The organism is Arcanobacterium bovis (genome assembly GCF_004331995.1).
Lineage (GTDB): Bacteria > Actinomycetota > Actinomycetes > Actinomycetales > Actinomycetaceae > Arcanobacterium_A > Arcanobacterium_A bovis.
This window is the reverse complement of the sequence record NZ_SJDT01000005.1, coordinates 1-25,784: the sequence shown is the minus strand read 5'-3', so window position 1 is coordinate 25,784 and position 25,784 is coordinate 1. Positions and strand designations below refer to the sequence as shown.

The window sequence follows — 25,784 nt, the reverse complement described above, 5'->3', positions numbered from 1 at the left end:
ACCTGCATGTAAATGCCCTATTTTCAAGCCAAAATGGTTAAAATATTTGCTACCAACTCAGTGCTGGGGTTATACACCAATCTCGTTCATGAGCCGCTTAAAGAACATCGCCTGGTAGTTGAGGTTTTCGATCCACATTTTCTGAGCCATTTCCGTAGCGCATTTTTGGTCACGGCAGGTGTGCAGCGTGTCTACATAATTCATAATCCACTCACGCTGCGAATCTTTGTCCATGCCCAAGAAATCGACGTAATGCAACGTATCGCAAATGCGATATGTGGAATAGCGGTCGATATTATCGCAGTCCCCGATAGACTGCGCGAGCACGCTTGGCTCATGCGCAAACACAAGATAGGGTTTGCCCTCGGCATTTGTGCCAGTGCCTTCGGCGTCAGTGCGGGCATTCCAGTAGCCATCAGTGTGCATGGCAATACCCTGGGCGAGATCGGCGCAAATCTCACTCGGCAATTCAGCCTCACACAGCAGATCAAAAGCAAGCAATGCCCCAGCTCTACCGTGGTCGACGGGATCCTCAGCATCCCATTTGCCGATGTCGTGAATGAGGCAACCCAGCTCCAAAAGCTCAGCATCCATGCCCTCAACTTCAGCAACTAAACGTCCAATTTTCGCAACGCGTTCACAGTGCTCAATGCGGTATCTTTTGGCTCGCTCAGTAGGGAGTTTTGCTTGAAGAAGATGCGAAACTAGCGCTTCGTGCAAAAACGCACGCAGCTCAGCGAAAGTATCAAATTTTCCGTAAGTATCCATCAGGCGGAATAGGCTCCTTGCCATACAGTGTCGAATGGAGTATGTGCGCTCACACGTGCATCAATACCTTTCGTCACCATTTCTTTTGCAATGCGAACTGCATCGTGAATATCTGTGCCTTTGGCGAGTTCAGCAGTAATTGCAGCTGCGAGCGTGCAACCCGCTCCAGAAACTCGCTCATTGCCGATCTTTGGCGTGCGGTAAGCAGTTGCTTGCTCACCGTCCCACAGAACGTCAACGGCGTCGTCGCCTGGGAAATCAATACCGCCCTTAACCACAACGTACCGTGGGCCAAGTGCGGAAATACGACGTGCGGCTTCTTCAAGATCCTCAACAGTGTTAAGAGAATCCATGCCGGCAAGTGTGCATGCCTCAAAATAGTTAGGAGTCGCCACAGTGGCAAGCGGAAGAATGAGCTCGCGCAAGGCGTTGTCGGTGTCCAGTGCGTGACCCGGTTCCTGACCCTTGCAGATCAGCACTGGATCGAGCACGATATTGCGCCACTCTTGCTGGCGCAAGCTCTCGGCAACTGCCTTGATCGTCTCGGGGTGTCCGAGCATGCCGATCTTTACCGTATCGAGATCCTGCGCTTTAGTGGCTGCCTCGATCTGATCACGAATCACCTGCGGATCGACAGGCACAAAACGGTGCGCCCAATTATTCTTCGGATCGAAGGAAACGATGCAGGTTAGAGCACCCATTCCGTAGGTTCCGAGCTCGTGGAAGGTCTTGAGGTCAACCTGAAAACCGGCACCGCCGGTGGCTTCAGAGCCCGCGATTGTGTATGCGAACGTGACCATAATTCCGCCACTCCTCTCTCAGTTAGGAATCAGGTTCATCTCGTCGGGGTGTTTACCCGTTCGGCCAGCTTCACCTTTATCTAACGCGTCGATAGCTTCCATATCGGCTTCACTCAGTGAAATGTTCGCAGATTCGAAGTTCTCGCGCTGCCGTTCCACTGAACTTGCCTTCGGAATCGCTATATTACCGTGTTGGAGGTGCCAAGCGAGAATTACCTGTGCGGGCGAGGCGCCGATGCGGGTGGCGATCTCCACGATTGTGGGATCTTCAAATTGGCGTCCACGACCTAGCGGAGACCACGCGGTCACCGCAATTCCTTGATTCCGGCAAAACTCCCATGTGGCCTTATTTAGGAGATAAGGGTGCAGCTCAATCTGGTTAGTGGCCGGCACAATAGTGGCTTCACGCAAGATTGGAACTAAGTGATGGGGTTCGAAATTCGACACACCGATGGCACGTGCGCGCTTGTCGATTGCGAACTCTTCCATCACCTTGTAGGTTGTGACGAAATCGCCATCGTAGAGCTTCGGCAGCGGCCAGTGCATAAGGAACATATCGACGTAATCCGTGCCGAGTTTTTCGAGCGACTCATCGAAAGTGCGCCGAGCGTCGTCAGGAAGATGATTTCCATTGTTGAGCTTGGTGGTGAGGAAGATTTCCTCGCGCGGAATTCCTGACTCCTTGATCGCCAAACCGACTTCACGCTCGTTGCCATACATCTGAGCAGTATCGATATGACGGTATCCGATTTTCAGGGCTTCAAGCACTACTTCGGTGGCGTTGTCTGGGGTGAGCTTGTACGTGCCAAAGCCAAGCTGTGGCATGAGCTTTCCGGTATTGAGCTTCACTGCTGAAATTTGCGTCATGAACCTATTGTGCCCAATTTTTCTACTAAGGTGTTAGGCGTGAACGAAAATTGGAACAACATACTTTCGGGCCTGAGCGGCGTTGTGCTTAACATCCCACTTAACACTGGGCACGAGTACCTAGATTCCTTCCATTTCGTCTACGTTTTGGACCACACCGTTGCCATCAGTCACGCGTGGATTATGCCAGCCGAAAGTCTGTTGCACGTGACGACGCCGGATAAGCAACCGCACGTCGTCGCCGTCGCTGTAGAGCGCGTTGAGGCTGCTATTGCAGCCTGGGGACGACGTGATGCCACGGCTTTCGATCACCTACAGCTCGCTCCGGCGCGCACGGATTTTTCCGCTCATGCGCGGGAAGCGATGTGTGCGATTCCGTTCGGAAGCATGGCAACATACGGCGATCTAGCTGCGGAAATTGGCAATCCTCGCGCGAGCCGTGCCATTGGGACTGCCTGTGCACAAAACCCAATTCCGCTCATCGTGCCTTGTCATCGCGTGGTGCCGCAACACACGGTTGACGCAATGCGCCAGCGTGACGAGCTTCGCGCGAAGAACGGCGGAGCGAAAGACGTTAGGAGTGGCGTGGCTGTTGGTGGGAAGGGCGTTAGGAGTGGCGCAAAAAATAGCGCTGAAAATAGCGAACTTGCAGGTCTTGGGCGTCTCGATGTAGGAAACTACGCCATCGGCTCGGATCTCAAATACGCGCTGCTGGAATTTGAAGGAGCGCTTGGCTAGGCGGCGAGATGCGCTAAGCGGTAAAGAACGCCAAACGGTGAGGCTAACCGACTGAGCTATGGTTGATAGCCGCGAGCGCTCAGCTGTAAATGGCCGTTAGCTACGAATAGACGTCAGCTACGAATAGCCGCGAGAAGCCCATCCACAATCTGATCAGACGACGTGCGCAAAGCATCATGATGGAATTCGTCGGAAATGATCGGCACTAGACCTTTGATAGCGTTCGCAGTTTCCATTGAGATATCAAAGGGCACGAACATATCCGGGCGGTAGATCCACGCTGCCGTTTTAACAGTATTGCGCGCTAGCACGTCCGCATCGTGCAGAGGTGGGAAATCTTCGCGCTGTGCAAGGATTTCGACGGCGGGTGCGAGCGCTCGTAATGCAGGATCTTCGCGTCCTTGCCACGCGAACACATGCTCCCCCGAAAAACGGAAGCCAAAACCGGCAGCGCGCATGCGTTCTTCCAGTTCACGCTCGCCTTGTGAGCCTTCCGAGAGCTGAGGAACGCTGAACTGTGGAAGAGTCTGGCGTACTCGATCGGCGGCCCAAGCTGTGGCACCCGAACTTTCTTGTGCGTAAATCGACTCGTGCAAAGCCCAGTACAAAGGCATACCCGTATAGCTGAGCTGGCTACTCATTGCTGCCAAGAAGCGCTCACTGAGCCTTTGTACGTCGTCGATCTCCACAAAAGGATCTTCGAGAAGGAAGTGTATTGTTTCGAGCCCATCCGATACGCCCAAAGAAATTCCCAGCGTTCTAAACCGTGCTGGGGTTAGCCGCTCACCTGTGGGCAAGTACTCGTCCACATCTGCAAGGTGACGCACGATTCGCCAACACATTTCTTCATCTTGTGGATAACGTTCGAAAAACTCGCGATTGCGCTCCTCAGTGCGTTGCCAGGTGCGTTCATAAACATCGGTTGCTGGTCTGTAAAGCGAGGGCAGACCGGCAGTAATCATGGCTTCACGTAAGCCGTGCGGCGCTCGCGAAAGATACGTTGTGACGCAAAATCCGCCAAACGACTGTCCCAACACGCTCCACGGTTCAGCGCCTTGCAAGGCGATACGCAGGGCTTCGGAGTCGTCCACAATCGAATCGGCCCGGAAACACGAAAGGTAGGCCGCTTGCAGTGAAGCATCACCGACGGCGGTAACGCGAGTCGCGTCAAGCGCATGAGACAGCCCGTTGCCACGCTCGTCCAAGAGTACGATGCGGTAATCCTTGAGTAGCTTCTCCATCCAGCCATTCACCGAGGTAGGACGCGGCGCGGCAAAGCCTGGTCCACCTTGGAAGTAGACGAGTCGCGGAAGCTCCTCGCCACCGGCGCGCACAAACTCTCGAGCGAAAATCTCGATACTCTGCGGTAATTTTTCCTGTTCAGAACGGGTGAGCAGGTGGCCACTGTGGTCGAGCGGCACCTGTAAACGGTGTTCAAAGGTGCGGTGACCAGGATAAAAAACTTCACGCGTGTTGAGCGTAGTTGCCGGAGTGGTTTCCAAGGCGGACTCCTCTGTGGTGCTGGAGATGTGAGGTGCTGGCGAAACTGAGATCAGTTGCTCGTTGTTTCAGGTTCTGCGGGCTCATCTTCCATCCGTAAGCGAGGCGTGCTCTTCCACTGTGGGTTAATTCCCTCTTTATCGGCATAGAAAGCGCGAATTGCATCCATATCGGCGCCCACGTCACCGGTGAGGTCAAGAGCATGTGCCCAGCCGTAGGTTTTGGTATTTGTGTCGATATATCCAAGTACAACGGGGATATTGGCTTGGCGTGCAATATGGTAGAAGCCAGACTTCCAAAATTCGCGCGGTGAGCGCGTGCCTTTTGGTGCGATAACCAGCAAAAATTCATCTGACTCCACCGCTTGCTGTGCAATTTGTTCCACTAGGCCATGAGCGGAGCTGCGGTCTACTGAAATTCCGCCCACTTTGCGAATGATAGGGCCAAATGGCGATTTCATTGCCGAATCTTTGACGAGGAACTTAAATGCGCGCTTGGCGTCCCAAAAGGCCACAGCCATGAGAATGCCGTCCCAGTACGAAGTGTGTGGAGCTCCAATAACAATCGCTTTCTTGGGAAGTGGCTGATAATCGAGCTTGAGACGGGAGAATTTTTGGAAGGTATGAGAGATGAATGTAGTAACTGACATGGGGTTACGCAGCCTTTTCGCGTTTGAGTTCTGAATTTACAATTTGGTTGAAGGTTTCAAAAGGAATGCCGCCTGGCACGTATTGGTAGCCAATGAGGAAGGCCGGAGTGCCGTTGATCCCCAGTTGGCGTCCGTTTTCTAGCTCTTTGCGCACTGCTTCAACTGTTTGCGGCGATGTCAGATCAGCCCGGAACTTCTCGACGTCTTTGATCCCCACGGTTTTTGCGAGGTCAGTAAGACCATCGGCAGTGTACGTGACGGATTTTGTGGCAAGGCCTTCATAAAGGGCGTCGTGGTACTGCCAAAACATTCCTTGGTTTGCTGCTGCTTGTGCAGCCTGAGCTGCTAATACAGACTCTTCGCCGAGCACTGGGAGGCTGTTAAATTCGTACCGAATTGTGCCGTCGTCAATCATCTTCTTCAACTTCGGCTCCACGTTCAAGGAGAAGTTTGCACAGTGTCCGCAGCGGAAATCCGCGTAAATCTCGACTACTAGGCGCGCATTGACCTTGCCTTTCGCGCGTGGATCGTCGGCCTTGAGGCGGTGCTGAGAATCAATGATTTTGCGAATATTGTCCGGGACTTCTTTGGGTGCTGCACCTGCCGAGTCCCCGCTACCGCCTTGCCCTGACTGTCCGTTTTGCCCTGACCGTCCAGCGCCTTGGCGATCTGGATGGGCGGAATCGGGTGCCTGTGCGGAGTTGCTGGTCTGAGCGGACGTCTTCGCGGCGTCGTCGGGCGTATGGCGGGTGACGAGCAATGCCACGAGCACTCCGATCACAGCGAGAAGCGCGACGACGGCGATCACTAGCGCCTTATTAACGCCCTGCTTGCGCGGAACTTGCGTTACGCCCAACTCTTTCGGCTGCTCATAGTCGGTTGAATCAGCGTTGTGCGGCGTATTTAGATCGTCAAGATTACTCATAACATCCTCATCGAGAAACAGAAACTGCGGCTAAAGCTACCTCTAGCCTAAAGCAGGAAACCGAAACTTGGGGAGTTCGGCTCGAGTTTTTCGGTGTGAATTGCCGAAGCATCCATGCGTTTTAGCAGGGAATCTAGGTTATTTGGATCGTCAATTTCGATTCCCACGAGTGCTGGCCCTGTTTCCCTATTGTTCTTTTTGGTGTATTCAAACAAGATGATGTCTTCGCCGTCGGAAAGGACTTCGTCGAGGAAGAGACGCAACGCGCCTGGTTGCTGCGGGAAAGTGACCAGAAAATAGTGGCGCAAACCTTCGTGGATCATTGAGCGTTCCACGATGTCGTCGTAGCGCGAAACGTCGTTATTGCCTCCGCTAATGATGAAAGCGATTGGACCAGGCGGAAGTTGGTCGAGGTCAAGGTATCCGCGGAGCGCAGCTACGGAGAGCGCGCCAGATGGCTCGGTAATAATCCCCTCAACTTGGTATAAATCAAGCATCTCGGAACTGATGGCTCCCTCGGGAACTGTTACGACGGCGTCGCAAAACTGACGCGCCATTTCAAAGGTGATATTTCCGGCACGAGCTACCGCAGTTCCGTCTGCAAAAGAATCGACTTCGCTCAGCGTAACCGGCTCACCTGCTGCTAGAGCCGCTTGCATCGAGGCTGCTCCGCTCGGTTCTACCCCGATCACCTTTACACTAGGGTGAAATTGCTTGACCCACGCGAGGGTGCCGGCAAGCAATCCACCACCACCGATTGGCACCACAACGCACGTCGGAGTCTCTTGCGCCTGCTCAAAAATTTCTTTCACGACTGTACCCTGACCTGCGATTGTGCGCACGTCGTCGAAAGGATGAACGTAAACTCCGCCGTGTTCAACAGCAAATTCTGTGGCTCGGCGAGCACATTCGTCGAAAGTAGTGCCGTATTCGATAAGCTCAATCCAATCACCGCCGATGTCTCGAATCCGGTGACGTTTCTGGCGGGGCGTGGTGGTCGGGATAAAAATCGTGCCGCGAATGTGGAGCGTATTGCAGGCAAAAGCGACTCCCTGGGCATGATTACCTGCCGATGCGCACACAACGCCGCGCGCGGCGTCGGCCTTATCGAGCGACGAAATAAAATTGAAAGCACCACGCACTTTGTAGGAGCGCCCCACTTGAATATCTTCACGCTTGAGGTAGATCGTACGTTGGGCGAGAGCGCTCAGCCGCGGGGAGATTTCCAGCGGCGTGCGGCGGATCGTATTTCCCAAGGTTTGAGCTGCGAGGACGACGTCGGTGCCCGTAGGAAGCTGTGGGGTATCGGCAAGGTCGGTGGTTGAGTTGGTGATGGGATCAGGGGCCAGGCTGGCGCTGAGGTTCGTTGCCGGGGCAGCTGGGTCTGTGGCTGGCTCGGGGACTGGCTCGGGGACTGGCTCGGGGACTGGCTCGCGATACGGGTTGCGGTTACTCATACAAGTAATGCTAGCTTTCAACTATGATTTGAGCATGAGCATTCCATTTTCGCAGGCAGACGATCGTGATTTCCCTTTTGAATTCGAGCGGAAGTTTTTCGTAGACGAAATTCCGCAAGATGCACTTGATCATGGTTCTGAGCAGATTATCGTGCAAGCATACGTATTTGCCGAGGCAGGCTATGCCATTCGAGTGCGAATCACGTTCCGTGGCGTCGAGATTGAGTTTCCGAAATTCGATGATCGCACTGATTATGTGGGTAGCTATGAGCGGCGAGTGCTGGCGGCTTTGATGATGCACGAGGACATTGAATCCCACGCTTCTGCTACGATGGGCGTCAAGTCGCCGTCGATCAACGGGGAACGTTATGAACTGGAGACGGAAATTGCACTCGATGTTGCAGTGCAGATTTTGCAACATTCTGCGAATTTGATACTTAAAAGACGCTACTCGATTTGGTATGGTGAAGACGGGTGGGAATTCGATCTTTTTGCTGGTCAAAACCAAGGTTTGATTGTGGCGGAATGTGAGCGACTCACTCCGGTGGTGAATCTTGAGATTCCTCAGTTTTGCGTGACTGAGGTGACGGGTGATCCACGTTTTACAAACGATTCTCTTTCGAAAGAACCGTGGACGCAGTGGGATACGATATATAGAACAGAGCTCGCTGCGAGGGGGCCGTACTTCTTAAACTTCGGAAGTGAAAAATAGGTACATATGGGGGTGTTTCTCCTGAAAAAGTGAGAAATTTCGAAATGTAAGAAAATCTAGGCATTTGTCGAAATTTCATGATAGCGTTGTGCTATAGAAAGCTTTGCGCCGCAGTAATGTGAGCGCAGGCGAAGGATATTCTCTTTCCAACTGAGGTGAGCGGGAGGTCTGCAGAATCCTTCGTTTTTATCTGGCTGGTGCGGAATTTTGCTGTGTTCTGCACCAGCCAGTTTCTTTTTCGCGCTCGGATTCGTGGGCTAGTGTGTGGATGGGTGGACTTGTGGGCTCGTGTGTCCGTGGACTTTTGTGGAAAGTTGGTGCGATTTTCGCAACATCTGCATATATATCGAGATGTTGCGTCAAATTCCCCAAGTTTTCCGCACTATTGATGGCTTGGCGCCAAAATTGTCCTTTTTGTACCATGCTTCAACTTGTCTTTCAAAGATTTGTGACATAAATCCTCAATTTTGCTCAATTTTCAGTAAAAAGTTGTTAAGGGAAATGCTTTCTAAAAGAATGAAAGTATGGACAATATCGATAGTGATAGACAGACAGATACGAAACTAGTTCAAGAACCGGCGTCGGCAATGGAAGCGTTAATGTCGGTTGAGCGTGAAATTAGAGAAGCTGATCTCGCCGAAAAACCAATCGAACTTGCCTCTGAAAACGACGATGCGCGCATTACGTGGTCAGTCGTGATTCCCGCCGTCGCCCTTGCGCTCGCGGTGGTGGTTTGGGGTCTGAGCGCCCCACTAAGCTTCGGTAACGTAGCATCGGGCGCATTTAGCTGGGTGCTTGAAAATCTCGGGTGGGCGTTCGTCTTGGCCTCCACCGTCTTCGTGATTTTTGTTTTGGTGATTGCCGGAAGTCGGTTCGGTACGATTCGCCTAGGTGCCGCTACCGAACAGCCCGAATTTTCGAATGGCTCGTGGATCGCGATGATGTTCGCAGCGGGTATGGGGATCGGATTGATGTTCTACGGAGCTTCTGAGCCGCTCGCTTTTTATCGCGACGGCGTTCCAGGTCACAAGCCTAACGAGGTTGGAACAGCGATGGCCACGGCTATGTTCCACTGGACTCTTCATCCGTGGGCTATGTATGCGATTGTTGGTTTAGCGATTGCATACTCTACTTACCGACTTGGAAGAAAACAGCTCATTTCCTCGGCGTTTACCCCGTTAATTGGCGAAAAGAACGTCAATGGCGTGCTTGGAAAATCCATTGATATCTTGGCAATTTTTGCAACCATATTTGGCACTGCGTGCTCGCTCGGTCTCGGAGCGCTACAAATCAAGGCAGGATTGGAAGTAGCCGGATTTGTGAAGAACGCAGGCACTGGACTTGTTATTTCTATTGTGGCAGTTCTTACGCTCGCCTTTCTCCTTTCAGCGATGAGTGGTGTTGGTGCTGGCATTCGTACTCTTTCGAATATCAACATGGTGTTGGCGGCGATTCTTGCGATATTCGTATTCGTGTTCGGCCCAACCATCGTGCAGCTCAATCTGCTTCCCGGTTCAATCGGAGCCTATATTTCAAACTTCTTCGAGATGGCTGGTAGAACTGCGGCTGCAGCCGATGGAACTGCTGGTAGCTGGCTATCTTCATGGACTATCTTCTATTGGGCGTGGTGGATTTCGTGGTCGCCATTTGTAGGAATGTTCATCGCCCGTATTTCGCGTGGACGCACAATCCGCGAGTTCTGCATGGGAGTTTTGCTTGTTCCGACTGGCCTATCAACGATCTGGTTTGCAATATTTGGTGGCAGTGCCATCCATATGGAACAAACTGGGCAATCGATATATAGCGACGGAAATGCGCAGGGGCAGCTTTTCAATCTGCTCCATAACTTGCCGGGAGGATTCTTCTTTGGAATTGTGGCAGTTTTGCTGCTCAGTACCTTCTTTATTACATCGGCCGATTCGGCGTCCACAGTGATGGGTTCTCTTTCCCAAGGTGGGCGCGTAAACGCTTCGCCGTGGCTCTCAGGGATTTGGGGTTTGGTGACGGCGTTAATCGGACTTACGTTACTCATCTCCGGTGGAGATTCGGCGTTGAATAATATTCAGAGCGTTACCATCGTTGCCGCTACACCATTCCTCTTCATCGTATTTGCGCTGATGTTTGCACTCGTCAAAGACTTACGTAACGACGTTATCTATCTTGACCAGCGTGAACAAGAACGATTCAGCAGAGAACTTGCTATCGCTCGGAGAATCCATCGCGAGAAAGAAGAGCTAGCTAAGCTCAAGCGGCATACTCGGCCCCGCCGATCACGAAAAAATACACAGAGTAGCTCGCAGTAGGGCATTATGCGAAAGCAGGGGCGGTTTGGGGCAACAACGCACAAGCGTTGCCCCAAACCACCCCTGTAAATCAACCCATGCCGCAATCTGGAGAACTAGCTAAGTCGCAATCTTGCGGACTACTTAAGCAAGTAGCAAACAATGCAGCGGACTGCTTGATCAAGCCCGACTGAACTGTTTGAGCAAGCCTCACCTAACTGTTCGTGTAATTTGCACAAGTAACACTGAGAACTACAGCGATGCCGCAATCTGCTCGAGCATGTGCAAGCGCTCTTCATTGCTCGGACCAGGAAGAATGGTGACCTTTGCGCCAAGGTAGCTGACGTTGTGTTGCACAGCTTTGCTGCCGGCTTCAGCCACGATCTCACGAGTAAGAAGAGATTGTGGAACGAACTCTTGCAAGCCAACATGAGCATCTTCCCAAGCTGGACCCCAAGCATTTTCGCTGTTATGGGCTCCGGAGAAGATCAAACCTTCCAAAATTCCAGCACGGCCAGCCATATCGACGTGCTCAAGCGGGAGTTCTGCGCCTTGACCTTCAATAGCAGAGCGACCCCAGTTGATCGACACGCCAACTCGGCCGTCAAACTCTCGTGCAGCAGCGATTTCATCGCACAATTCCAAGAAACCCTTGCTAATCACGCGTTCGGTGGAGAAAGAATCACAATGCTCAATCGTGAGTTTTGCGCCGTCGATTTCCCATTCAAGCAGCTCTTCAAGCGAACGAATGAGGCTATGCACGTCGCCACCACCGCGTGGCGCTGTGTGCAGAGCTAGGTGGGTGAAAAACTGCCGACCAAGCCTATCGTTGAGGTCTTTCATTGTCTCGGTGGCGCCTTTGAGGAACGACAGCGCAGCGGCGCGCCCGTCGTCATCCGTAGACGAAATTCCCCACGACGAATCGCCTACGAAACTCATGGTGCCTGGAATAGGCGTGAGCACGTTCGTCGTGAATGTTGACCCGAGCTGCTCGGCGAACCATTGCGGATCATCTTGTAGCCCAGTGGCGGTAAACGGGATTTCAAGACCGTTCACCCAAGGTGCCTTGTTCAGTAACTGGTAAAACTCTTCTTGTGCTGAGCGTTCCTGTGGCTTAGCGGCATACGCTCCGATAATAAAAGGTATGTTCATTCTCTAAGGCTACACCCAAATTTTTCGAAAATGTGTCTGAAAAGTCCTATTATGGTGCACTAATATCAATCTCTTGCGAGAAATTACGTAGTTCGCGAGAAGACACGTAGCCTACGAGAACTCAGGTGCCGTGCGCTAAGCTAAAACCATGGAAAATCTTGGAGTATCAGCAATTCATCCACCGGCTCCTGAAGTTCTCTCGGCGGTGGCACTTTTTTCTGCGCCGATTGACGTGGATGCTGCGCTCGCGCGGCTCAAGGAGTTGTGGTCGCTGGATATTGACCCGCAGTGGCAGCATGTGGAAGCTGATCCAGGCAATCCAAATCTTGTGCCAGGCGACCTCGTCCATTTTTCCAACCAGGGCGTGCAAGTGATGCTCTCGCCGTTGAATTATCCGCTAGATTTCGACGGCGGAGCGCTCCCGCAACACGTATTTCACGTGCCAGTGACGTTGTATGCGCCGAGTCAGGGCGCTACTGAGGGGGTTCTCGCAGGTGAGAATGCTTCGGGTGAGCAAGAATCAGTCGAGCTCAAGCGTCGTAAGCGGATGGTGTCGGCACATATTTTGCTCACTGAGGTGCTCGATTCCTTAATGCGTGAAGACGCCGCAGTGGGGGTTTTCCGTGCAGAGTTGGGTATCGTACAGCCGCCGCAGATGGTGGTGACGATGGCGGAGCAGCTCACACGCGGTGAAGCGCCACTTCCTTTGTGGATCAATATTCGTACGGTGAAGCCAGATTTGACGGTGGGGCGCACGCTTGGTTTACCTCTTTTTGGGCATCTTGACCTTGAGATTCACGAGTCGGTTAAATCAGAAGACGACGTGTACGCCATGCTCGCCAGTATCGCGAATTACATCATCACCGGCGACACTTATCTGCTTCCAGGGCAGACTTTAGGCAGCTCAGATGGGGAGAAAATTGCCATCACCCAAGATCTTTCGCCTTTTGATAAGAGTCCCGTTATTCGGGTGATGTATAGCTGATGAGGTTGGTGTACAGCTGAGATGTGGTTAAATATCTGCTGACTGCCGACTCATGTGCACTAACTTAGGCTCCGGCTTATTCATCGGGTTATATATGTACGATGTGCAAGGAATCGCCAAAGTTAGGGCAGGTGTAACCGTGAACTTAGTAGACATAACCGCTAACTCGGGCAATATGTGTGGTTCGCTAATCAAAATCACTGAAGTTTGTTAGCTAATTTTATTAGCTAACTCTGAACTTTTGATACGATTACGTTCGGAGTTTGAGCGATCGGCTCCACAGAAGCGCCAGATGACGGCGAAAACCCTAGTAGCGAGACTGTTGCGGGAGCTTCGTTGTAGCGTTAGCGCGCTTCTGCGCCTCGGTGGTGGCAGTGCCAGGCGAACCAGTTGAATATCCACTTGCGGTGCATGTCCGTATGCGCGGGTTCAAGCGAAGATTTGTGTTGGTTTTCGCCCATAATTTCGCTAGATCTTGCTCAGCCTTAGTTGCTAAGCCTTGCTCGGTCTTGCGCCTGACGTGGATAAATCTTTGTTCACCCTGCTCAAACAGAGCTTCCACGGAGGGATAGTTGTGGCAAATATAGCTTCACACACAGGTAATGGCGCGGTAAAAAAGCGCGCAATGTTCGATATTTTCGCAGTTTGTTTTGTCGCGTTTTTGCTGTTGTCGAATATTGGCGCTACGAAATTGATCGAAGCTGGACCATTGATTTTCGACGGCGGTGCGATTCTGTTCCCGCTCACATACGTGATTGGTGATGTGCTTTCGGAAGTATATGGTTTCCGCTTGGCTCGCCGCGCGATTGTGATGGGTTTTGTGCTGTCAATTGTGGCGTCCGTGGTGTTTTGGCTGATTATTTTGGCGCCACCTGCCGCCGACTATCAAGATCAGCAGGCTTTCCAAACCGTTCTGGGCGTAGTGCCTCGCTTTGTGATCGCTTCTTTGGCTGGTTATCTGGTTGGCCAGCTGTTGAATTCTTGGGTGTTGGTGAAAATCAAGGCGCGTTCAGGTGAGAATAATCTGTGGTTCCGCTTGATCGGTTCCACAGTGGTGGGCGAGTTTGCCGACACCGCGATTTTCTGCGTGATTGCGTGGATCGGCGTGATGGACTGGGGTGTTATTTTGAACCTCATGTTCGTTGGCTATATTTATAAGGTGGGAGTTGAAGTGGTGCTTTTGCCAGTTACCTACACGGTGGTTGGATGGGTGAAGCGCCATGAAATCACTTACCATGGCACGCCAGACGCGCTCGATACACAGGCTGCCGACACGCAAACCGCAGGTACACACGCTGCAACAGGCGCGCGAGGCGACGTAACGTCAAGTGCAAACGAGTCAAGCATGGCAATTCAGCACTGAGACTTTCCAGCTCATTAAAAAGCATTAACAAGAAACGATAGATTGCATGACCTTCGAAATTCAGCAGCGGTTAGAGACTTCAGCAGGTAAAGCGCTCGGCCGCACCGGCGTCATCCACACTCCGCACGGAGATATTCAAACGCCGGCGTTCATTCCGGTTGGCACGAAGGCGACCGTCAAAGCGGTTTTGCCTGATTCGGTGAAGGCTTTGGGGGCTCAGGCGGTGCTCGCAAATGCTTACCATCTGTATCTCCAGCCTGGTTCTGACGTGCTCGATGAGGCAGGTGGCCTCGCAGCTTTCATGAACTGGGGTGGGCCTACCTACACTGATTCGGGTGGTTTCCAGGTGATGAGCTTGGGTTCTGGTTTCAAGAAGGTGCTTTCGCAGGAGTTTTCAGGAAAAACAGTTGCCGACGACGCTGTGGCGGGTAAGCGAGAGCGCTTGGCAAATGTGGACGACGACGGCGTGTGGTTTCGTTCGCACCTGAACGGCACCAAACATAGGTTCACGCCGGAGATTTCGATGCGTATCCAGCATGAATTGGGTGCAGATATTATTTTTGCTTTTGATGAGCTCACAACTTTGTTGAATTCGCGCGCGTATCAAGAGGAGTCGTTGGAGCGCACGCGTTTGTGGGCACAGCGTTGTTTGCGTGCACACAAACAGCTCACCGAAGAGCGTGAAGGAAAAGCGTATCAGCAGCTCTTTGGAGTAATTCAAGGAGCTCAGTACGAGGATTTGCGTCGAAAAGCTGCGCGCGATCTTGGCGCTATGGAAATTGATGGGCAGTGTTTTGACGGCTTTGGTATCGGTGGTGCTTTGGAGAAAGAAAACCTCGGCACGATTGTAGGTTGGGTTTGTGAAGAACTCCCAGAGAACCGTGCCCGCCATCTTTTGGGTATTTCTGAGCCGGATGATTTCTTCCGTGCGATTGAAAGTGGAGCAGATACTTTTGATTGCGTGAATCCTTCTCGGGTGGCGCGCAATGCCGCAATTTACTCGCCGGACGGCCGGTTTAATATTACTCGTGCGCAGTTCAAGCGTGATTTTTCGCCGGTTGTGGAGGGCTGTGAGTGTTATACCTGCACTCATTATTCGAAAGCTTATTTGCATCACACATTCAAAGCCAAAGAAATGATTTCCTCAACTTTGGCAACGATTCATAATGAATATTTCACTGTGAAGCTCGTGGATGATATTCGCAAAGCGATTAATGAGGGCTATTACGAAGCTTTCAAAGCCGAAACTCTAGGCAGGTTCTACTCACAGAACTAAGCCGCAGGCTCATGCAACCACACGTCTAATGCAGGCAATGCTCGCTTGAGTCACTACTGTTCGGCAACTACAGCGATAGCCACAGATGTGTGGCAGTGCTTACTTTTGCTGGTGGGTGCGTCCATAAAATGGACGCACCCACCATAATATGAACACCTCTCATACGGTAGTTATGTTTCCACGCATCATATCACCGAGATTTTGGGAGTTTTTATGAATGCCGTCGCTTCTTCGGAGCCTGGCCTATTTAAGCGAATGTTGAGGACCCTCCTCTTTTGGGTGGTGTTGGCGATTGTGGTGGGCGCACTGCTTGGGCAGTTCCTACCAGCATGGATGATCGTTCCTTTCGCAACATTCAACGATTTGTTCGGAAAGTTCCTCGCTTTCGTCGTTCCGCTGATCATCGTAGGACTCGTAACGCCAGCGATTTTCGAACTTGGAAAATCTGGTGGTAAGTGGTTACTGGTTACAGTCGGCATTGCGTATGGTTCAACAATGGTGGCTGGATTTGGCACGTGGGGTTTAGCTGCACTTATATTCCCTAGCCTGCTCGCTAACCAAGCAGTTCCAGACCTCGCCGAACCGAAGAACGCTGTCGCGTCACTCATGGATCCTTCCTTCACGTTACCACCCGTTTTTGGCGTGATGACGGCGTTGATCCTCGCCTTTATTTTGGGTATCGGCATGGTTTCTACCCAGGCGCAACGCATGATGGAAATTTTCGTTGAGTTCCGCACTTTGATGATGCGTCTCATCTTGAAAGCTATCGTGCCACTGCTACCTTTGCATATTTTTGGAATCTTCTTGAATATGTCGAAATCAGGGCAGTTTGTGCATGTAATCGTGGCGATGGCAAAAGTTATCGTCTTTGCTTTCGTACTTACTGTAGTGATGATGCTACTCCAGTATCTAGTGGCGGGAGCTGTGGCGAAACGCAATCCACTCAAAGCCTTGTGGGGCATGCGTGACGCTTACTTCACGGCGCTGGGCACGGCGTCGTCGGCTGCAACTATCCCTGTAACCGTGCGATGCACCCGCGCAAATGGGGTGAGCCACGAAATCTCCGACTTCGTCATTCCGTTGTGTGCCACGATTCATTTGGCTGGCTCGACCATCAAAATCACGGCGTTTGCGTTGGCCTTGCAGTATATGATGGGCATGACGCCCAATCCATCAAGCATGGCGGGATTCATTTTAATGCTCGGTGTGATTATGGTGGCGGCACCAGGCGTGCCGGGCGGTGCTATTACAGCAGCTCAAGGCGTTTTGCAGAGTATGTTGGCATTCACTGATCCGATGTACGCCATTATGGTTGCGATGTATGTTGCTGTGGATTCCTTCGGCACGGCTACGAACGTGACGGGTGACGGCGCAATCGCAATTATCGTCGATAAGCTTGCCACGGGAACACTTGGTGCTGAAAAAGAGAGCGCACAAATTGCCGCAGAGGAGATTTCTGCGGGCCGTGAGTTGGGCTAAAAGCGAACGAAGTCCGGGCGGCCTGACGGGCAAGACGCCGGTGGGTGGGTTTGAGTGAGCTGAACAGAATCCCTGAGTTTAAGAACTGACGGCACACCCTGAGCCTCAATAACTAAATAAGGCGTGCGATATCTGCCGGCCGTGTCTAAAATTCACGGTCGGCAGATTCACGTAATTTATCTAGTTGCTCCTCAGAGGGGAAGCCCTTGACGAACCAACGCGGTGGCCAGGCGTTTTCGTCACGTTCGAAGCCCTCGGGCCACACTTCGCGGGCGATATGTGCCCTGATCGGCAGATTTACACCCTGATCTGTTTCCCATGGGTGTGGTGAGGGTGCCCGTTTGAAAATGATGTAATCGGCGTCGGGAATTGAACCAAACCGGTCGATATTGGACCATTCCGTGGTGGAAACGCGCTCGTTATTGCGCAGACGTCGAGAAGAAAAGTCTTTGAGTGCGCCAAATTCTCCCCATGTGCTCATCTCTTTTATTTGAGCTGCATAGATAGACTCGCGGAATTGGTTGCGTAGCGTTCCCAGCACTTCTGCCAGTTCAGACCCAGGGAATGGCACCCATTCGCGCCAGCCGTCCGCAGCTACTGTGTGCGGCAGCGGATAGACTGCTTCGTTGGAATCGCGTTGGGCGAGCAGAACTTTGAAAAAATCGGCCAAATGTGGATCTTCGGAAAAAACGATGAACAATTTCGTGCGTGAAGCTGGCACGAACAGTGGAATATCATCAGAAAACTGAGCGGAAACCTGCTCGGCTACCTGCTGCATCATGTCGAGATCGCAAAACCATGAGAGCTCGTAATTTGCCGGCTGTAAAAAGGTGAGCACCCGCGCGCCCACAATGTCGATCATGCCAATTTCTACTGTGTGGTGCACCGAGCCAGTCATGTGACGCAAAGTGAGCACGGAATCGGCGAGGATTTCACCAACTTCGCGCGCGTCGTCTTCAATCTGTGAATAGTAAACAGGCTGGATCGTTTGCGGCAGATCAAAGGCTATACCTGCGGCAATAAAATCGGTGAGCGGAACGTACACCATTGAGTCCGCTTCTTGGTGAGAGCGCAAATAGTAATCGGCCGCGCGCACAATTGGCACGATGGGAGCTTCGACATCAGGCGCAGCGAGATCGGGAAGGTCCGTGGATTTGCCAAGATCAAGCCCCAGATCATGAATTTCTGAACTTTGTGGCGAAGGTGCCGTTTGTGGTGGATTTTCTTGCGTTTGTGCGGGTATGTCAGCCTCGGCGGTGGGATGCTCAGCTTGGGCAATGCCAATAGAAATAAGTTTGTTAAGGATTTCAGTACGCTGCTCCTCGGGGGCGTTCTCATTGAGAAGTGCACCAGGGCGGAAACGGAATGCGCGGCCGTCCGGCAAAAGGATATCGAGTGAGGAATCGTCCGAGGTGACGAGCGCGTCCTTGAGTTCTGGGTGTGCAATAGCTGTTTGGAGAGCCCAGGTCATAAAATCCATGATCTTATTTTTGCAGGTTTTGCGACGAATTGGGAGTCGATTCGGGCGTATAACTCCCAGCGTTCAATAAATTTGGGCACATTCTGATTCGTGATTTATTGAATATGATAAGGGGATATGTAGCTGCATAGTACGATATCGATCTGCCAGTTATTTCTCGGGGTAAATCTCGAGTAGTATGAACAATAATTGGAATGTGTCAAAATTACGAGATCGATAGAAAGGATCGGGACATGCCATCCATTTCTGCACCCACGGTCAAAGAGCATCATCGAATCATGTTTGACAAGCTCGTGGATGCGGCTGAGGAAATCCTACGCACGCACGGACCAGAAGATCTTACTGCTGGTGCTGTTGCAAAGGCAGCAGGAATTGCCCGAAACTCAATCTATCGATACGTCACTTCAATCGACGATTTGCGCATTTTAGTGCTGGAACGCTATTTGCCACAGTGGCAAAAGTCAGTAGACGACGCCATTGATCGTGATGCGCCGCCGCAAGAACAAATTCTTGCGCTCGCGGTTGTGAGCTTGGAACTCGCGCAGAGCACAGGCCATTCATGGCTTATCTCTGTTATGAAATCGGCACGTAGCGCTCGCCCGTCCCAAGAACAAGATGTGCCACAGGTGCGTTCTGAGTACCACTCCGAAAGCGTGGCAGATTTCCACATCGAATTTGCGCGCCGCGTTACTTTGCTGTGGACCCAAGTTGATCCACAGACGGCGTCGCTCCATTCGCGAATTAACCGTGCGTTAATCGATGTAGGAATGAAGTCCCTCGATGCCGGAGAGCCGTTTGAAAAGGTGAAGCGTTCTGTTTTGGCTGGTATTTCGGGGCTTTTCGCTGCGGCATCGAGTGAGTCTGCCACTACGGTGTGATTCCGGCGTCTTCCGCTCTTGAAAACAACTCCTCGTTCGCGCTCGCATAGTGATGCCCGTAAACTTTGCTTTATGACCCTTCCTCAGAAAACCGTGCTCTTCGATCTGTATGGCCTGTTCATGCGCAATCAGAGCGACGCCGCTAAACAAGAGATCGAAAAAGCTGCTCAGCTTGAGAGTTTGGCAGTAGAGCCTGTGAAATTTTGGCAATCCTATCGTGATTTGCGTGCTCCTCTTGACGCCGGTCGGATCAATTTTGCGCAGTACGTATCGGCGATGGGTGAGGAGCTTGGTGTAACATTTCCGAGCTGGGAAGCGATTTTCGAGGCGGATTGTGAATCTTGGCGTTTTCACGACGACGCTATGGTTGAGTGGCTTTACGAGCTGAAAGACGGCGTAAAGAACGGCGAGCACAGTGCCCGAATTGCATTGTTGTCGAATATCCCCGCAGCTTTACTGGCAAAGATTCGGGAAGAGAAACCTTGGTTACGCGAGTTTGAGCCAGCGTTCTTCTCCTGTGGGTTGGGCATAGCTAAGCCAGAAGAAAAGATATTCACCTACGTAGTGAAAGTCCTTGAAACAACGCCTGATCGCATTCTGTTCCTAGACGACACTAAAGCAAACATCGATACTGCCGAAAAGCTCGGCATTAACAGTCACCATTTCCTTGGTATTGACGGCGCTCAGAAGGCCGTTGCAGAATTTGTGGCACGATAAAAATGGGTGATCGTATGGGCGAGCCAATAATTGACTGCGAGTATTTTTCGGCAGGTGTGTGCCGTTCCTGTACCCATTTGGAGACGCCTTATAACGAGCAACTGGCTGCGAAATTTTCGACTGTGCGCGAGCTGATTGATGCAAAAGTGTGGCTTCCCGCCGTCGCCTCGAAACAGGAATCCTTTCGAAACAAAGTAAAACTCGTGGTCAGTGGCAGTATCGCTCAACCGAAACTTGGCATTGCGGACGCTGATCTGCGCAACTGTCCACTCCCGACCACGGGAATTAGGCTGGCTATTGCGCCGATTGCTGAGTTCATCCGTGAATGTGTGATTCAGCCCTACAACCCCATGACCGACACAGGCGTGCTGAAATATGTGATTATCACAGAGTCAACAACTGGTGAGCTCATGGTGCGATTCGTAGCTCGGCGGCGCGGCGTGCAAGGCATACTATTCAAAAAATACGAGCGGTTGCGCGAACTCGTGCCGATGCTCGCCGTCTGCACCTTGAATGTGCAGCCCGAACGCAAAGCGATCATTGAGGGAACAGAAGAAATTCTTATTAGCGAGCAAAGTTCGCTACCTATGCCGATCGTCGTCTCTGACCCTGCGCAAGAAATGACGGCAGGCGTGCAGCGGCTGGAGCTCGAGCTTCGACCGCAGTCGTTCTTTCAGACCAACACAGAAATGGCGGAAGTTCTCTACGCGCGAGCAGCTCAATGGGCACAGGGCGCCCACAGTGCATGGGATCTTTACTGTGGCGTGGGCGGTTTTGCGCTGGCGCTCGCCCAAGCTGGTGTGAAAAATGTGGTGGGCGTGGAAGTGTCTGACGACGCCGTTGCCGCAGGTAACGAACAAGCCGCGCGGAGTTTTCCGGGAGTCGTTTCGTTCGTGGCGAGCGATGTTGATGAATGGGTGCGAGCACAAGAGACGACGCCGGAGGTGGTGGTTGTTAATCCGCCGCGGCGTGGAATTGGCGCAAAGATGGCTCAGTGGCTCGAAGAATCTGAGGTGCCTACAGTAATTTATTCTTCGTGCAATGCGCGCGGTCTAGCTGCTGATCTTGAAAAAATGCCGAGTTATTCGGTGGAGCAAGCGCAGATGCTCGACATGTTCCCGCACACTGATCACAGCGAAACTATTGCGCTACTCAAGAGATGAGCGGTGAGTCCACGAACTGGGCACAGCAAGATTATTGACGAAATTCCTGCAAGAATTGCACCAATACGTAGTGAATTAACCAATACGTAGTGAATCAAAGGAACTGTGATGGCGATTGACTTCATAAAACTCCACGGGCTGGGAAATGATTTCGTAGTTATTGATGGCATGAAAAGCTCGTTTGATCCCAGTGCTGATCAGGTACGTGAGCTTTGTGATCGGCATTTTGGTGTAGGTGCAGATGGAGTGATCGTAGTACAACCGCCAAAAAATACGGGATCAGCTGGGTATATGCATTACATTAATGCCGATGGATCGCTGGCTCAGATGTGCGGGAATGGGGTGCGCTGCACGGCGAAATTCTTGGTTGACGAAGGATACGTGGACGCTACCTGTGGGAACTTAACCGTTGATACTCTCGCTGGGCCACGGTCGCTGAGTTTCACGGCCGAATCCGGAAAATTGACCACAGCCACGGTGAATATGGGGCAGCCAATCTTTGAACCTGCGCAAATACCTGTTCGTGCGCCACGCGAGAGCTTAGCGAAAAATCCGGAAACCGGCGTCGAATTTGTGCGAAATCTTCAGGTACAAACCCCGTGGGGAGATGTGACTTTCACCTGTATATCCATGGGAAATCCGCACGCCATCTGGTTTATTGACTCTTTCGACGATCTGCCCGATACGCTCTTTGATAGTGGCAACCATGAATCGGGCAAGAATTTGACCACGATGGATATTGATAAGATCGGTGCTTTTCTTGAGGCGCATCCGATTTTCCCGGAGAAGTCCAATATCGAATTCGTTAGTGTGCACGACGGCGCACTCCACACACGCGTATTCGAACGCGGAGTTGGGGAGACTCTCGCGTGCGGCACGGGAGCTTGCGCCACCGGCGTCGCCGGATATTTGACCGGACGCACCGGACGTCGCGTGGACGTGGTTCTACCAGGGGGAACGTTAGAAATCGAGTGGACGGAAAGTGGCGCGGTGAATATGACCGGCCCTGCCGCAGAGTCTTTCAGAGGAACAATTTAAGGAGAACTTATGCAAACGGCACAATGCTTAAACCAGATCAAACCCTATCTCTTCGCGGAAATTGACCGGAAGCGTGATGCCTTGCGTGAGCAGGGAATTGACGTGATTTCGCTAGGTATTGGCGATCCAGATCTTCCAACGCCGCAGCACGTGATCGACGCGATGATGCAAGCGATTCAAAAGCCGCAGAATCATCAATACCCCGATTATGCTGGGTCGATTGAGTTCCGCACAGCAGCGGCAACGTATATGAAGAACCGTTTTGGTGTGGAAGTCGATCCGAAGACGGAAGTTCTTGCGCTGATCGGCTCGAAAGAAGGAATCGCGCATCTGCACACCGCGTTTGTTAATCCAGATGAGTACGTGCTTGCGCCGTCAATCGGCTATCCGGTGTATTCGATTGGCGCCACGCTACAAAATGCCAACACCTACTTCATGCCGATGAAGGCAGAGAATGGTTTCTTGGCAGATTTCGATAATGTGCCTGCTGAGGTGCTTGCTAAGGCGAAAATTATGTTCTTGGGATACCCCAATAATCCCACGGGAGCTATTGCGCCAGTGGAATACTTCGACAAGGCAATCGCATTCTGTAAGCAGCATGGCATTTTGCTCGCCCATGATAACGCATACGCGGATCTGTCGTTCGAGGGATATGTGGCGCCGTCGATACTGGAGCGGCCAGGGGCGAAAGATGTGTGCATTGAATTTTTCAGTCTCTCCAAGCCATACAATATGACGGGCTGGCGTATCGCTTTTGCATGTGGCAATGAGCAGGCAGTTAAAGCCTTGGGAACGGTGAAGAACAACCTCGATTCGGGGCAGTTCACCGCGATTCAGGAGGCAGGATGCGTAGCATTGCTTGAATCTGACGAGTTTGTTGCGCAGATGAATAGCATTTATCAGCACCGGCGCGATCTGGTGGTTGACGCCTTGCGTGCGATTGGTATGCAGGTAGAAGCGCCAAAAGCTACGATTTACGTGTGGGCGCGAGTTCCAAAAGGGGAGACGTCGGAATCCTTTGCCACGAAGTTGCTGGAGAAAGCACATGTGATCGTGACGCCGGGTAGCGGATATGGTCCTGACGGCGAGGGGTATATCCGGATTTCGTTGACGACTCCTGACGATCGCCTACTCGAAGCAGTAGAGCGAATGCGCAGCGCAATGGCTTAGTTTTTAAAGGGAGAGATTCTCAGCGAGAATCTCTCCCTTTAGTTTAGGCATTGATACAGGCTATGAGCTTGTTCTATAAGTTGGTTTGATCTGCGCTCACATAATTCCTTGATCGAGCATGGCCTGGGCAACTTTCTTGAAGCCGGCGATATTTGCGCCAACTTGGTAGTCGCCAGGTTTGCCAACTTCCTCGGCGGCTTCCAAACATGTGTTGTGAATATCGGCCATGATTGCTTCAAGTTTTTCTTCAACTACCTCAAATGGCCATTGAGCCATTCCGGCATTTTGCTGCATTTCAAGAGCTGACGTGGCAACTCCGCCCGCATTAGCTGCCTTTCCGGGTGCGTACATCACGTGCGACTCTTTAGCTGCTTCAATCGCTGCATGAGTCAAAGGCATATTGGCACCTTCGGCGATGAGTTCCACACCGCCGTCGACCATCTGGGAAAAATCGTCAAGATCGACTTCGTTTTGCGTTGCGCATGGCAATGCGATTTGTGCCGGAACTCCCCACGGTTTTGCACCTTCGCGATACTCAGCACTCCGACGTCGACTCGCGTACTCACTGATACGACCGCGTTCCACTTCCTTAATCTGCTGCAGGAGGGCGACGTCGATGCCTTCCGGATCAAAGACGCTTCCGCCCGAATCGGAAACGGTGACGACGTTCGCACCGAGGTTTTGTGCCTTTTGAGCTGCATAAATGGCAACATTGCCAGAACCAGAGATAGCTACGGTTTTGCCGTCTAGGCTTTGACCTTGCGTTTGGAGCATGTTTTGGGCGAAGAGCACGGTGCCGTATCCGGTTGCTTCGGTACGAGCCAAGGATCCACCCCAGTTTGTGCCTTTGCCGGTGAGTACTCCGGCGTCAAAACGGTTGGTAATCCGCTTGTATTGACCGTATAGATAGCCGATTTCTCGTCCGCCTACGCCAATGTCGCCTGCGGGAACGTCGGTATTAGGGCCGATGTGGCGATACAGTTCGGTCATGAATGCCTGGCAAAAACGCATGATTTCGGCGTTGGACTTTCCGTGTGGATCGAAGTCGGAGCCGCCTTTGGCACCGCCAATTTGCTGGCCAGTGAGGGCATTCTTAAAGATCTGTTCGAAACCGAGGAACTTAATCACCGAGAGATTCACAGTTGGATGGAAGCGCAGACCGCCTTTGTAAGGGCCAAGTGCGGAGTTGAATTCGATGCGGTAACCACGGTTGACGTGCACTTTTCCGGCGTCGTCCTGCCATGCAACTCGAAACATGATCTGACGTTCCGGCTCGATCATTCGCTCGAGAATCGCGGCATCACGATATTCTGGACGTGTTGTGAGCAGTGGTTCGATGCTGGTGATAACTTCGGAAACTGCTTGTTGGAATTCGGGTTGTGCGCCGTTGCGATGAAGTGAATCCCGATAGATCTTTTCCAGCAATGCATCCATATAGTACTCCTTAATTTTCCTGCTCAGCATAGGTTTGCTTAGTGAAAGGATAAGGGAAATAGCTAATTGGGGGTATTGCTATCCAATGGGTGAAATGTCGAAATTTGGAACTTGCGCTCGCGTGCTCGGGCTTGCCCTAACTTAGGCGATTCTTTAGGTATCAGCCGAACGAGATCAAGGCCTTTATGCGCGGAGTTTTTCGCGTGCCATTTCTGAAACGCTAACCCCACGTGCTCGGGCTTGCTGTTCGATCCGATTCCATAGTGAAACTGGAACACGGATAGTTTTGGTTACCATGGGTTCAGTTTTTACTTCCCATGGGCGGCCGTCAACTGGTTCAAAGTCATAGTCAGGGAAGCCGTTTTCGGCGTCTTGTGCCCATTGAAGAATGTCTGCGTCAGTGAACTTTTCACCGCTTGCTGCGACGTAATCCATCGTTGTATTCCTTCCTGAATCCCGTAGTTAAATAGTTGGCGTGGAAGATTAAAATCCCTGTATCGGTGTGTATGAACACAAGTTCTATAGCCCTGCCGACGTTATCGAAACCGATCATTGCCCACCGTGGTGGACAGGCTTTTTCGCCTCGTTTACGACCTACTAGGACGTCGTTTCCTGTCTCGTATGCGCTCAAAATTTGCTCATGGGTGAGCCCATGTTTGAATGCATTAGGGTGAATCTGTATTCTCAACCCTCCTGCTCCATTCTGCAAACAAAATTCATTCAAGACTTAGACTACTCGCAGTGTAATGCTGAACGCAATATGTTACGTATTACGTCCTAGAACACGTGCGGTGTTTCACTGTGTATGACTTTATTGGCATACAAATTTCGGAGGGGGTAAGCGTCGGGCTAAGCGTCAGAAAGTGGGTTTTAAACTTGGGTTTCTTGGCGTCTTTATAAGGAAAAGTCAGGGTACTAATGTTGGAAGTTGGGCTAATTATAGCCGCATTT

The 25,784-nt window shown here is 51.8% G+C and carries 23 protein-coding genes; 12 read left to right on the top strand and 11 right to left on the bottom strand.

Features of this window, described 5'->3' with window-relative positions; all coding sequences use genetic code 11:
- Positions 1-69 precede the first annotated feature (69 nt).
- Genes EZJ44_RS06770 through EZJ44_RS06760 form a run of 3 tightly spaced genes read right to left on the bottom strand, consistent with a single transcriptional unit; the run spans position 70 to position 2,435 of the window.
- A complete protein-coding gene (locus tag EZJ44_RS06770) occupies positions 70-768 on the bottom strand; it encodes an HD domain-containing protein (RefSeq protein WP_165496144.1) in 699 nt (232 codons plus the stop codon).
- On the bottom strand, positions 768-1,568 hold the full coding sequence (gene thiD / locus EZJ44_RS06765) for a bifunctional hydroxymethylpyrimidine kinase/phosphomethylpyrimidine kinase (RefSeq protein ID WP_131281626.1): 801 nt from the start codon (positions 1,566-1,568) through the stop codon (positions 768-770). The genes EZJ44_RS06770 and thiD overlap by 1 nt, the downstream gene beginning before the upstream one ends.
- 18 nt (positions 1,569-1,586) lie before the next feature.
- The gene (locus tag EZJ44_RS06760) at positions 1,587-2,435 is read right to left on the bottom strand and encodes an aldo/keto reductase (protein ID WP_131281624.1); all 849 of its coding nucleotides are present in this window, start codon (positions 2,433-2,435) and stop codon (positions 1,587-1,589) included.
- Between the two features lie 39 nt (positions 2,436-2,474).
- Between EZJ44_RS06760 and EZJ44_RS06755 the strand changes: the two genes are divergently transcribed.
- Positions 2,475-3,173 (top strand): methylated-DNA--[protein]-cysteine S-methyltransferase, encoded by a 699-nt coding sequence (locus EZJ44_RS06755; RefSeq protein WP_241658626.1) that lies wholly within the window; start codon positions 2,475-2,477, stop codon positions 3,171-3,173.
- A 113-nt stretch (positions 3,174-3,286) separates the two neighbouring features.
- On the opposite strand, the gene EZJ44_RS06750 is transcribed toward EZJ44_RS06755, so the two are convergent.
- Genes EZJ44_RS06750 through ilvA form a run of 4 tightly spaced genes read right to left on the bottom strand, consistent with a single transcriptional unit; the run spans position 3,287 to position 7,704 of the window.
- Positions 3,287-4,675 (bottom strand): alpha/beta fold hydrolase, encoded by a 1,389-nt coding sequence (locus tag EZJ44_RS06750; RefSeq protein WP_131281622.1) that lies wholly within the window; start codon positions 4,673-4,675, stop codon positions 3,287-3,289.
- Positions 4,676-4,725: 50 nt separating this feature from the next.
- Complete coding sequence (locus tag EZJ44_RS06745; protein ID WP_131281620.1) at positions 4,726-5,322, bottom strand: 1-acyl-sn-glycerol-3-phosphate acyltransferase; 597 nt, start codon at positions 5,320-5,322, stop codon at positions 4,726-4,728.
- 4 nt (positions 5,323-5,326) lie between these two features.
- Complete coding sequence (locus tag EZJ44_RS06740) at positions 5,327-6,247, bottom strand: DsbA family protein (protein WP_131281618.1); 921 nt, start codon at positions 6,245-6,247, stop codon at positions 5,327-5,329.
- Positions 6,248-6,294: 47 nt separating this feature from the next.
- A complete protein-coding gene (gene ilvA, locus EZJ44_RS06735; RefSeq protein ID WP_131281616.1) occupies positions 6,295-7,704 on the bottom strand; it encodes a threonine ammonia-lyase IlvA in 1,410 nt (469 codons plus the stop codon).
- Positions 7,705-7,738: 34 nt separating this feature from the next.
- On the opposite strand from ilvA, the gene EZJ44_RS06730 reads away from it, so the two are divergent.
- Both EZJ44_RS06730 and EZJ44_RS06725 read left to right on the top strand, forming a co-directional pair.
- Positions 7,739-8,416, top strand: a complete 678-nt coding sequence (locus EZJ44_RS06730) for a CYTH domain-containing protein (protein ID WP_131281614.1) — start codon at positions 7,739-7,741, stop codon at positions 8,414-8,416.
- A gap of 524 nt (positions 8,417-8,940) precedes the next feature.
- The gene (locus EZJ44_RS06725) at positions 8,941-10,719 is read left to right on the top strand and encodes a BCCT family transporter (RefSeq protein WP_131281612.1); all 1,779 of its coding nucleotides are present in this window, start codon (positions 8,941-8,943) and stop codon (positions 10,717-10,719) included.
- Between the two features lie 231 nt (positions 10,720-10,950).
- Here EZJ44_RS06725 and EZJ44_RS06720 read toward each other — a convergent pair whose 3' ends face one another.
- Positions 10,951-11,850, bottom strand: coding sequence for a DUF4862 family protein (locus EZJ44_RS06720; protein WP_131281610.1), 900 nt, complete (start codon positions 11,848-11,850; stop codon positions 10,951-10,953).
- A 148-nt stretch (positions 11,851-11,998) separates the two neighbouring features.
- Here EZJ44_RS06720 and EZJ44_RS06715 point away from each other — a divergent pair, with 148 nt between their 5' ends.
- The 4 genes from EZJ44_RS06715 to EZJ44_RS06700 all read left to right on the top strand — a co-directional run bounded on the left by EZJ44_RS06715 (position 11,999) and on the right by EZJ44_RS06700 (position 16,953).
- The gene (locus tag EZJ44_RS06715; protein ID WP_131281608.1) at positions 11,999-12,835 is read left to right on the top strand and encodes a DUF4261 domain-containing protein; all 837 of its coding nucleotides are present in this window, start codon (positions 11,999-12,001) and stop codon (positions 12,833-12,835) included.
- A 574-nt stretch (positions 12,836-13,409) separates the two neighbouring features.
- On the top strand, positions 13,410-14,198 hold the full coding sequence (locus EZJ44_RS06710; protein ID WP_376988310.1) for a queuosine precursor transporter: 789 nt from the start codon (positions 13,410-13,412) through the stop codon (positions 14,196-14,198).
- Between the two features lie 46 nt (positions 14,199-14,244).
- Positions 14,245-15,474, top strand: a complete 1,230-nt coding sequence (gene tgt / locus EZJ44_RS06705) for a tRNA guanosine(34) transglycosylase Tgt (RefSeq protein ID WP_131281606.1) — start codon at positions 14,245-14,247, stop codon at positions 15,472-15,474.
- A gap of 255 nt (positions 15,475-15,729) precedes the next feature.
- Positions 15,730-16,953 carry a dicarboxylate/amino acid:cation symporter gene (locus EZJ44_RS06700; protein ID WP_241658625.1) on the top strand — a complete coding sequence of 408 codons (1,224 nt, stop codon included), beginning with the start codon at positions 15,730-15,732 and terminating at the stop codon, positions 16,951-16,953.
- Positions 16,954-17,098: 145 nt separating this feature from the next.
- Here the strand turns inward: EZJ44_RS06700 and EZJ44_RS06695 are convergent, their stop codons facing one another.
- Entirely contained in the window at positions 17,099-18,433 is a 1,335-nt protein-coding gene (locus EZJ44_RS06695) for a DUF1444 domain-containing protein (protein WP_131281602.1), read from the bottom strand.
- Between the two features lie 233 nt (positions 18,434-18,666).
- On the opposite strand from EZJ44_RS06695, the gene EZJ44_RS06690 reads away from it, so the two are divergent.
- The 5 genes from EZJ44_RS06690 to EZJ44_RS06670 all read left to right on the top strand — a co-directional run bounded on the left by EZJ44_RS06690 (position 18,667) and on the right by EZJ44_RS06670 (position 23,399).
- The gene (locus EZJ44_RS06690) at positions 18,667-19,311 is read left to right on the top strand and encodes a TetR/AcrR family transcriptional regulator (protein ID WP_165496143.1); all 645 of its coding nucleotides are present in this window, start codon (positions 18,667-18,669) and stop codon (positions 19,309-19,311) included.
- 72 nt (positions 19,312-19,383) lie between these two features.
- Complete coding sequence (locus EZJ44_RS06685; RefSeq protein ID WP_131281598.1) at positions 19,384-20,028, top strand: HAD-IA family hydrolase; 645 nt, start codon at positions 19,384-19,386, stop codon at positions 20,026-20,028.
- 14 nt (positions 20,029-20,042) lie between these two features.
- On the top strand, positions 20,043-21,191 hold the full coding sequence (locus EZJ44_RS06680; protein WP_206661870.1) for a methyltransferase domain-containing protein: 1,149 nt from the start codon (positions 20,043-20,045) through the stop codon (positions 21,189-21,191).
- A gap of 108 nt (positions 21,192-21,299) precedes the next feature.
- Positions 21,300-22,229, top strand: coding sequence for a diaminopimelate epimerase (gene dapF, locus EZJ44_RS06675; RefSeq protein WP_206661869.1), 930 nt, complete (start codon positions 21,300-21,302; stop codon positions 22,227-22,229).
- A 9-nt stretch (positions 22,230-22,238) separates the two neighbouring features.
- Entirely contained in the window at positions 22,239-23,399 is a 1,161-nt protein-coding gene (locus EZJ44_RS06670) for an LL-diaminopimelate aminotransferase (protein ID WP_131281596.1), read from the top strand.
- Between the two features lie 96 nt (positions 23,400-23,495).
- Here the strand turns inward: EZJ44_RS06670 and gdhA are convergent, their stop codons facing one another.
- Both gdhA and EZJ44_RS06660 read right to left on the bottom strand, forming a co-directional pair.
- Positions 23,496-24,833 (bottom strand): NADP-specific glutamate dehydrogenase, encoded by a 1,338-nt coding sequence (gdhA, locus tag EZJ44_RS06665; RefSeq protein ID WP_131281594.1) that lies wholly within the window; start codon positions 24,831-24,833, stop codon positions 23,496-23,498.
- A 183-nt stretch (positions 24,834-25,016) separates the two neighbouring features.
- Positions 25,017-25,268 carry a ribbon-helix-helix domain-containing protein gene (locus EZJ44_RS06660; RefSeq protein ID WP_131281592.1) on the bottom strand — a complete coding sequence of 84 codons (252 nt, stop codon included), beginning with the start codon at positions 25,266-25,268 and terminating at the stop codon, positions 25,017-25,019.
- Positions 25,269-25,784 lie beyond the last annotated feature (516 nt).